Here is a 7,855-nt window from a genome sequence, read left to right as displayed (position 1 = left end):
GAAATCGGCCGCCCGTTCGACCCGACGATCTCCAGCAGCTACACGAACGCGTCGCCCATGACGGTGTTCGATTCCCTGGGCAACTCGCACCAGGTGATGCAGTATTTCGTCAAGCGTCCGGCCGATGCGGCGGGCAACAGCGTCTATGACGTGTACTACACGATGGACGGCCAGGCCATGGCGCCGACGACCCAGGCGGGCGGCACCTGGGGCAACCCCCAGCAGTTCACGTTCAACAAGGCGGGCGCGCTGACCAGCGCCCCGGTCGTGACGCTGAGCTTCGCGACGCCGGGCGGCGCCACCACGCCGGCTGATCCGATCAGCATCGCCATGAACTACACGGGCACCACGCAGTACGGCAGCGACTACAAGCTGGTGGCCAAGCCCAACGGCTACACGTCCGGTGAGTTCAGCGGCATCAACATCAGCGGCGACGGCAGCCTGGTGGCCCGCTACACCAACGGCGAAACCCAAGTCGTCGGCACGATCGTGCTGGCCGACTTCTCCAACCTGCAAGGGTTGCAGCCGGTGGGCAACAACGCCTGGACTGAAACCGCGGCGTCCGGCCAACCGATCCTCGGCCAGCCCGGCACCAACGGCCTGTCCAAGGTCGTGGGGCAGGCGACCGAAGCGTCCAACGTCGACATGAGCAAAGAGCTGGTCAACATGATCATCGCCCAGCGCACCTATCAGGCCAACTCGCAGACCATCAAGACCCAGGACGAAATCATGCAAGTCCTGATGAACCTGAAGTAAAGCCGGACAGGCTCGCGACGACACCGACGGAATAGGCAATGGACAGAATCATCTACACCGCCATGAATGGCGCAGCGCGTATCACTGAGCATCAGGCGGCGCTCGCCAACAACATGGCCAACGTGAACACGACGGGGTTCCGCGAGCAGATCGCGCTGTACCGGTCGGTTCCGATGACGGACGGGGTGAGTCTGCCTACGCGCGTTTCGACGGTGGCGTCCACGCCCGGCAACAGCTTCCAGATGGGCACGATGCAAACCACGGGCCGCGACCTGGACGTGGCGCTGGCCAGCGAAAACGGCTGGATCGCGGTGCAGACCCCGCAGGGCGAGGCCTATACCCGCGGCGGCAGCCTGCAGGTCGGCATCAATGGCCTGCTGCAGACCTCGCTGGGCCAGCCGGTGCTGTCCGACCAGGGCGGCCCCATCGACGTGCCGGACCAGGCTGCGTTGACGATCACCTCCGACGGCACGATCACGGCCATCGGCGCAGGCGACGGCCCCAACAACATCCTGAACCTGGGCCGCATCAAGCTGGCGAACCCGAACAATGCGCAGCTGGTGCATGGCGACGACGGTGTCTTCCGCCTGGCACCGGTCAACGGCCAGCCGGCGCCGCCGGCGCCCGCCGACCCCGGTCTGCGCGTGTTGTCCGGCGTGCTGGAAGGCAGCAACACCAATCCCATGAAGGTGATGGTGGGCATGATCGAAAACGCGCGCCGCTTCGAGCAGCAGATGCAGGTGATCCAGCAGTCGGACCGAAACGCCGAACGCGCCAATGGCATCTTGTCCATAAGCGCTTGATTCTGAAGCTGATTTAAACAATTTTCGCGCGCGGCCCGGCCGCGGCACCAGGAGTACTTCATCATGATGCGTTCGTTGTGGATTGCCAAAACGGGCCTGGAAGGTCAACAGACCTCCATGGACGTGATTTCCAACAACTTGGCCAACGTTTCCACCAACGGGTTCAAGCGCGGCCGCGCCGTGTTCCAGGACCTGATGTACCAGACGCTGCGCCAGCCCGGCGCCCAGGTGGGCGACGCCACGCAACTGCCGTCCGGCCTGCAATTGGGCACGGGCGCGCGCGTGGCCGCCACCGAACGCATCCATACGGCAGGCAACCTGAACAACACCGGCGGCGAAATGGACATCGCCATCAACGGGCGCGGCTTCCTGCAGGTCGAACTGCCTGACGGCACCCAGGGCTACACCCGCGACGGCGCGTTGCAACGCGACCAGAACGGCCAGTTGACGACCGTCAGCGGCTATGTGATCCAGCCGCCGATGAACGTGCCCGACAATGCGCTGTCGATCTCCATCGGCAAGGACGGCATCGTTTCGGTGACGCAGCCCGGCGCCGCCGGCGTGAACGTGCAGATCGGCCAGTTGCAGATCGCCACCTTCATCAACCCCACCGGCCTGCAAAGCATCGGCGAGAACCTGTACCTGGAAACCGACGCGTCCGGTCCGGCCAACCTGCTGCAGCCTGGCGTGGACGGCGCGGGTTCGATCATGCAGAACTATGTCGAAACGTCCAACGTGAACGTTGCCGAAGAACTGGTCAACATGATCACCACGCAACGCGCCTATGAAATGAACAGCAAGGCCGTCAAGACCTCCGACGAGATGCTGGCCCGCCTGTCCCAACTGTGATGCCCATGTCTGTCCTGCGTCTGGTATTCGCTGCGGCGCTGGCTGTGCTGGCGGCCGGTTGCGCCATGATCCCGCCCGAGCCCATCGTGACCGGGCCGACCACGGCCGCACCGCCGCCGCCGCCGATGCCCATGGCGCAGCCCACGGGCTCCATCTATCAGCCGACCACGTACGGCAACTATCCCCTGTTCGAGGACCGGCGGCCGCGCAACGTGGGCGACATCGTCACCATCGTGCTGAACGAGCGGACGAATGCCTCCAAGAACGTGGCGACCAATACCAACCGGTCGGGGTCGACCTCGCTCGGCATCGCCGCGGCCCCGTCCTTCATGGACAGTTGGGCGGGCGCCAACCTGAACACCGACGCCAAGGGCGGCAACGTATCGCAGGGCAAGGGCGACAGCACGGCCAACAACGCCTTCACCGGCACCATCACCACCACGGTCGTGGGCGTGATGTCCAACGGCAACCTGCAGGTCGCCGGCGAAAAGCAGATCGCCATCAACCGCGGCAGCGAATACGTGCGCTTCGCGGGCGTGGTGGATCCGCGCTCCATCACCGGCACGAACACCGTGTCGTCCACCCAGGTGGCCGACGCCCGTATCGAGTACCGCAGCAAGGGCGTCATGGACGAAGTCCAGACCATGGGCTGGCTGCAACGCTTCTTCCTGATCGCCTCGCCGTTCTGACCATGACACACCCGACTCCGATATCCGCTCTGCTGTCCCTGTTCGCCCGCGTCTGCGTGGCGGTCGGACTGGTTGCCGGCGCCGGCGCGGCGCAGGCCGAACGGCTCAAGGACCTGGCCACGATCCAGGGCGTGCGGGGCAACCAGCTGATCGGCTACGGCCTCGTCGTGGGCCTGGACGGCAGCGGCGACCAGGTGCGCCAGACGCCGTTCACGCAGCAAAGCCTGACCAACATGCTGTCGCAACTGGGCATCACCGTGCCTGCCGGCAGCAACATGCAGTTGAAGAACGTGGCGGCCGTCATGGTCACGACCACGTTGCCGGCGTTCGCGCGGCCCGGCCAGACGCTGGACGTGGTGGTGTCTTCCATGGGCAACGCCAAGAGCCTGCGCGGCGGCACCTTGCTGATGACGCCCATGAAGGGCGCGGACAGCCAGGTCTACGCCATCGCCCAGGGCAACATCCTGGTGGGCGGGGCCGGCGCTTCCGCGGGCGGTTCCAGCGTGCAGATCAACCAGTTGAACGGCGGCCGCATCAGCGCGGGCGCCATTGTCGAGCGCGGCGTGCCCACCACGTTCTCGCGCGACGGCTACATCCATGTGGAACTGAACAATACCGACTTCGGCACGGCGCAGAACGTGGCGACCGCGCTTAACAAGAAGTTCGGCCAGGGCACGGCGACCGCGCTGGACGGGCGCGTGGTGCAGGTGCGCACGCCGATGGAGCAGGCTTCCCAGGCGCGTTTCCTGTCTCTGGTCGAAGACCTGCAAGTGGCACGCGCGCCGACGGTGGCCAAAGTCATCATCAATGCCCGCACCGGCTCGGTCGTCATGAACCGCACGGTCATGATCGAAGAGGCGGCCGTGGCGCACGGCAACCTGTCGGTCATCATCAACCGCCAGAACCAGGTGTCGCAGCCGGATACGCCCTTCACGGAAGGCCAGACGGTGGTGGTGCCCAACACCCAGATCGAAGTGCGCCAGGACAATGGCTCGCTGCAGCGCGTGAGCACCAGCGCCAATCTGGCTGACGTGGTCAAGGGCCTGAATGCCCTAGGCGCGACGCCGCAGGATCTGCTGGCCATTCTTCAGGCCATGAAGACCGCGGGCGCCTTGCGCGCCGAACTGGAAATCATCTGACGATGGCTGTCTCAAACGACGCGTCCCGGGGCGCCGCCCGGCAAGATTCGGTCTTCGACATGGGGCGCCTGTCGGACCTGAAGCGGGACGTCAAGAAAGATCCCGAAGGCACCGCGCAGCAAAAGCAGGTCGCCAAGCAATTCGAGGCCCTGTTCCTGCAGATGATGGTCAAGCGCATGCGCGAGGCGACGCCCAAGGAAGGGCTGTTCGACTCGCAGCAGACGCAGATGCTGCAATCCATGGCCGACGAGCAGCTGGCGCTGCACCTGGCGACGCCCGGCATCGGGCTGTCCCAGTCGATCCTTGCGCAGATGCAGCAGGGCAAACCGGCCGATGTGTCCGATGACGCCGTGCGCGCGATCGGGCAGGGCGCCGATCTGGATTTCCGCACCGGCGGTTCGCGGGAAGTATCCGCGTTGCTCAATGTGATGCGCAACAACCGAGCCAGCGACCGCGCGCTGGCCGCCGCCGAAGGCGCGCCGGAGCACGTCGTGGACTTCGTGTCGAAGATGTCGCGCGCGGCCAATCTGGCGTCGCAGCAAAGCGGCGTCCCCGCGCGCCTGATCATGGGCCAGGCGGCCCTGGAATCGGGCTGGGGCCAGCGCGAAATCAAGCACGCCGACGGCAGCACCAGCTACAACCTGTTCGGCATCAAGGCGGGCGCCAGCTGGAAGGGCAAGGTCGTCAACGTGCTGACCACGGAATACGAAGACGGCGTTGCTAAAAAGGTGACGCAACCCTTCCGCGCTTACGCGTCCTATGAGGAGTCGTTCGCGGACTACGCGCGCCTGATCGGCAACAGCCCGCGCTACGAGGCCGTCACCCAGGCGCGCAACGAGATCGACGCGGCCCGCAAGATCCAGGACGCGGGCTATGCGACCGACCCGCGCTATGCGCAGAAACTGATCGGCATCATGGGCCAGCTCCGAGGGGCGGCAACGCGGGTGGAAAATTCTCGCCAGATGTTGGAAGGACTCTAAATTTGGACGATCTCCTGCCGTTAATGGAGTATCCAGAGATAACAGCTGCGGTTACATACGGGGCATTGTCAGCATGAATTTGTATAAAACGGCATTGGGCGGGCTGAACGCCGCACAGGCGGGTTTGGCCACCACCAGCCACAACATCAACAATGCCACCACGGTTGGCTACAACCGCCAGCGCGTGATGACGTCCACCGCCGGCGCGCAAGCCACCAGCAACGGGTACATCGGCCGCGGCGTCCAGGTCGACACCGTCGTGCGCAGTTACGACAGCTTCCTGTACAAGCAGCTGGTCGGCGCGCAGGGCAGCGGCGCTCAACTGCAGGCGCAACTGGATCAGGTCTCGCAGGTCAATAACCTGTTCGCCGACCGCACGGTCGGCATCGCCCCGGGCCTGACCAATTTCTTCACCAGCATGAACGCGGTGGCCAGCAAGCCCGCCGACCCGGCCGCGCGGCAGGATTTGCTGGGCAAGGCGAACAGCCTTGCCACCCAGATCCGTTCCGCCTACACGGAAATGCAGAATCAGCGCGAAGGCCTGAACACGCAGATCACGTCCACGGTCGAGCAGGTCAACAGCTATCTGACCCGTATCGATGACCTGAACACGCAGATTTCGCTGGCGACCGGCAAGGCCGGCAATGGCCCGCCCAACGATCTGCTGGACCAGCGTGATCTGGCGGTGGCTGAACTGAACCAGCTCGTGGGCATCACCACGTACGAGCAAGGCGACAAGATCAATATCTCGTTGGCGAAGGGCGGCCAGGCGCTGCTGTCCGGCACCACGATCTATCCGCTGCAAGCCGTCCCGTCCTCCAAGGACGCCGGCCGCACGGTCCTGGCCTACACGTTGCCGGCAGGCGCCGGCAAGACCGTATCCGTCGAATTGGCCGACAGCGAAGTCACCGGCGGCAAGCTGGGCGGCCTGTTGCAGTTCCGCTCGTCCTCGCTGGACGTCATGCAGGCCCAATTGGGCCAGATGGCGGTTGGCCTGGCAATGTCGTTCAACGAACAGCACAAGCAGGGTCTGGACCAGAACGGCAACCCGGGCACGGATTTCTTCAGCGTCGCGTCGCCGGAAGGCGTGCCGAATACGCAGAACAAGAGCAACGCGCAGATTTCGGGCCAGTTCACGAACCTGTCCAACATCAACGCGAAAGACTACGAAATCTCGTTTGACGGCACGAACTATCAGGTCGTGCGCATGCCGGAAGGCTCCCAGGTCTACAACGGCCCGGCTACCGGCACACCGCCCAACGCGACGTTGAACATGGACAGCGAGATGGGTGTGACGCTGACGATCAGCGCACCGCCCCAGGCGGGCGATAAATGGTCGCTGTCGCCCACGCGCAACGCCGCGCGCGACATCGATGTCCTGATCAAAGACCCCGAGCGCATCGCCGCTGCGGACGCCGAAGGCGGCGACGCGAACGGCAAGAATGCGCTGAAGCTGGCGCAGCTGCAGACCGCCAAGGTGCTCGGCCACGGCACGATGAGCACCACGGACATGTTCGCGCAGGTCGTGAATACCGTGGGCGTGCAGACGGCGCAGGCCAAGTCGGCTGCCACGGCGCAGGCCAACCTGATCAAGCAGACCGCGGCGGCCCAGCAATCGGTGTCGGGCGTCAACCTGAACGAAGAATACGTGAGCCTGTCGCTGTATCAGGAGCAATACCAGGCCAGCGCCCGCATCATCGATGTGGCGAGCACCGTTTTTGACACGCTGTTGGGCCTGCGTGGCTGATCAGACCGTTGAATTGTGATGACTAAAAAGCATTTCGGAGTTGCACCATGCGCCTGAGCACCACGATGATGTACACGAATGGCCTGAGCGGCGTGCTCTCTCAGGAATCGGACATGAACCGCCTGGTCGAGCAAGTCGGCAGCGGTCGGAAATACCTGACGCCTGCGGATGATCCCCTGTCGGCATCGCTCGCCATCGGCGTGGCGCAAACGCAGAGCATCAATTCGACGTACGCGATGAACCGTCAGACGGCCAACACGAACCTCGGCCAGGAAAGCAATACGCTGGATTCCATCAAGAACGCCTTGCAGGAAGCGCGCACGCGTGTAATCCAGGCAGGCGGCGTGATGTCCGACAGCGATCGCCAGACCTTGTCGACGGCGCTCAAGAGCACGCGCGAAGCCCTGATGGGCCTGGCCAATACGACGGACGGCAGCGGCCAGTACCTGTTCTCGGGTAATGACGGTAGCGTCATGCCCTACACCAAGGACGCGTCCGGCAAGATCCAGTACAGCGGCTCCGTGGGCGAACGCACCGTTCAGGTCGACCAAAGCCGCCAGCTGTCGACCAGCGATCTGGGCGTGGACATTTTCGGCCGCGCCAACCCGGGTTCTCAGGCATATGTCGCGTCGACGCCTGCGTCCAATACCGGCACCGCCCAGTTCAGCGCCGTGTCCGTGACGCCGGGCAGCGGGAATCTGGACAAGAACTTCTCGGTGACTTTCGAGGCCGACGCCACCGGCGCGATAGGGTTTCGCGTCACGACGACGGACGCCAACGGCGGCAATCCGGTCACCGTGCCGGATCCGTCCCAGCCTGCGAAGGCCTACGCGCCGGGTACCGCGATCGATTTCGGCGGCGTTTCGATGGTGGTCACGGGCGAGCCCAAGGC

Annotated in this window: 8 protein-coding genes; all 8 read left to right on the top strand. The window is 64.6% G+C overall.

Going from position 1 to position 7,855, the window contains the following annotated elements; translation table 11 throughout:
* Window positions 1–756, top strand: a 756-nt coding sequence (locus tag ACO6D5_RS23165; protein ID WP_485826663.1) for a flagellar hook-basal body complex protein, incomplete at its 5' end; no start/stop codon positions are given.
* A gap of 38 nt (window positions 757–794) precedes the next feature.
* Entirely contained in the window at window positions 795–1,559 is a 765-nt protein-coding gene (locus ACO6D5_RS23160) for a flagellar basal body rod protein FlgF (protein ID WP_315846742.1), read from the top strand.
* 63 nt (window positions 1,560–1,622) lie between these two features.
* Complete coding sequence (flgG, locus tag ACO6D5_RS23155) at window positions 1,623–2,408, top strand: flagellar basal-body rod protein FlgG (protein ID WP_054425949.1); 786 nt, start codon at window positions 1,623–1,625, stop codon at window positions 2,406–2,408.
* Window positions 2,408–3,097 carry a flagellar basal body L-ring protein FlgH gene (locus ACO6D5_RS23150; RefSeq protein WP_315846741.1) on the top strand — a complete coding sequence of 230 codons (690 nt, stop codon included), beginning with the start codon at window positions 2,408–2,410 and terminating at the stop codon, window positions 3,095–3,097. The genes flgG and ACO6D5_RS23150 overlap by 1 nt, the downstream gene beginning before the upstream one ends.
* 2 nt (window positions 3,098–3,099) lie before the next feature.
* On the top strand, window positions 3,100–4,236 hold the full coding sequence (locus tag ACO6D5_RS23145) for a flagellar basal body P-ring protein FlgI (protein WP_315846740.1): 1,137 nt from the start codon (window positions 3,100–3,102) through the stop codon (window positions 4,234–4,236).
* Between the two features lie 2 nt (window positions 4,237–4,238).
* Complete coding sequence (gene flgJ, locus ACO6D5_RS23140; protein ID WP_315846739.1) at window positions 4,239–5,216, top strand: flagellar assembly peptidoglycan hydrolase FlgJ; 978 nt, start codon at window positions 4,239–4,241, stop codon at window positions 5,214–5,216.
* Between the two features lie 73 nt (window positions 5,217–5,289).
* Complete coding sequence (flgK, locus tag ACO6D5_RS23135; protein WP_485826662.1) at window positions 5,290–6,963, top strand: flagellar hook-associated protein FlgK; 1,674 nt, start codon at window positions 5,290–5,292, stop codon at window positions 6,961–6,963.
* A gap of 47 nt (window positions 6,964–7,010) precedes the next feature.
* The coding region (gene flgL / locus ACO6D5_RS23130; protein ID WP_485826661.1) for a flagellar hook-associated protein FlgL at window positions 7,011–7,855 on the top strand (845 nt) is incomplete at its 3' end.

The sequence above is a fragment of the Achromobacter sp. genome (genome assembly GCF_057314935.1).
Note: the sequence above shows the minus strand (reverse complement) of the source record. Positions and strands in the feature narration are given on the sequence as shown.

Bases quoted from the DNA above. Each gene is read 5' to 3' on its own strand.
- ACO6D5_RS23160 (WP_315846742.1), top strand. From the start codon at position 795: ATGGACAGAATCATCTACACCGCCATGAATGGCGCAGCGCGTATCACT.
- flgG (WP_054425949.1), top strand. From the start codon at position 1,623: ATGATGCGTTCGTTGTGGATTGCCAAAACGGGCCTGGAAGGTCAACAG.
- ACO6D5_RS23150 (WP_315846741.1), top strand. From the start codon at position 2,408: ATGCCCATGTCTGTCCTGCGTCTGGTATTCGCTGCGGCGCTGGCTGTG.
- ACO6D5_RS23145 (WP_315846740.1), top strand. From the start codon at position 3,100: ATGACACACCCGACTCCGATATCCGCTCTGCTGTCCCTGTTCGCCCGC.
- flgJ (WP_315846739.1), top strand. From the start codon at position 4,239: ATGGCTGTCTCAAACGACGCGTCCCGGGGCGCCGCCCGGCAAGATTCG.
- flgK (WP_485826662.1), top strand. From the start codon at position 5,290: ATGAATTTGTATAAAACGGCATTGGGCGGGCTGAACGCCGCACAGGCG.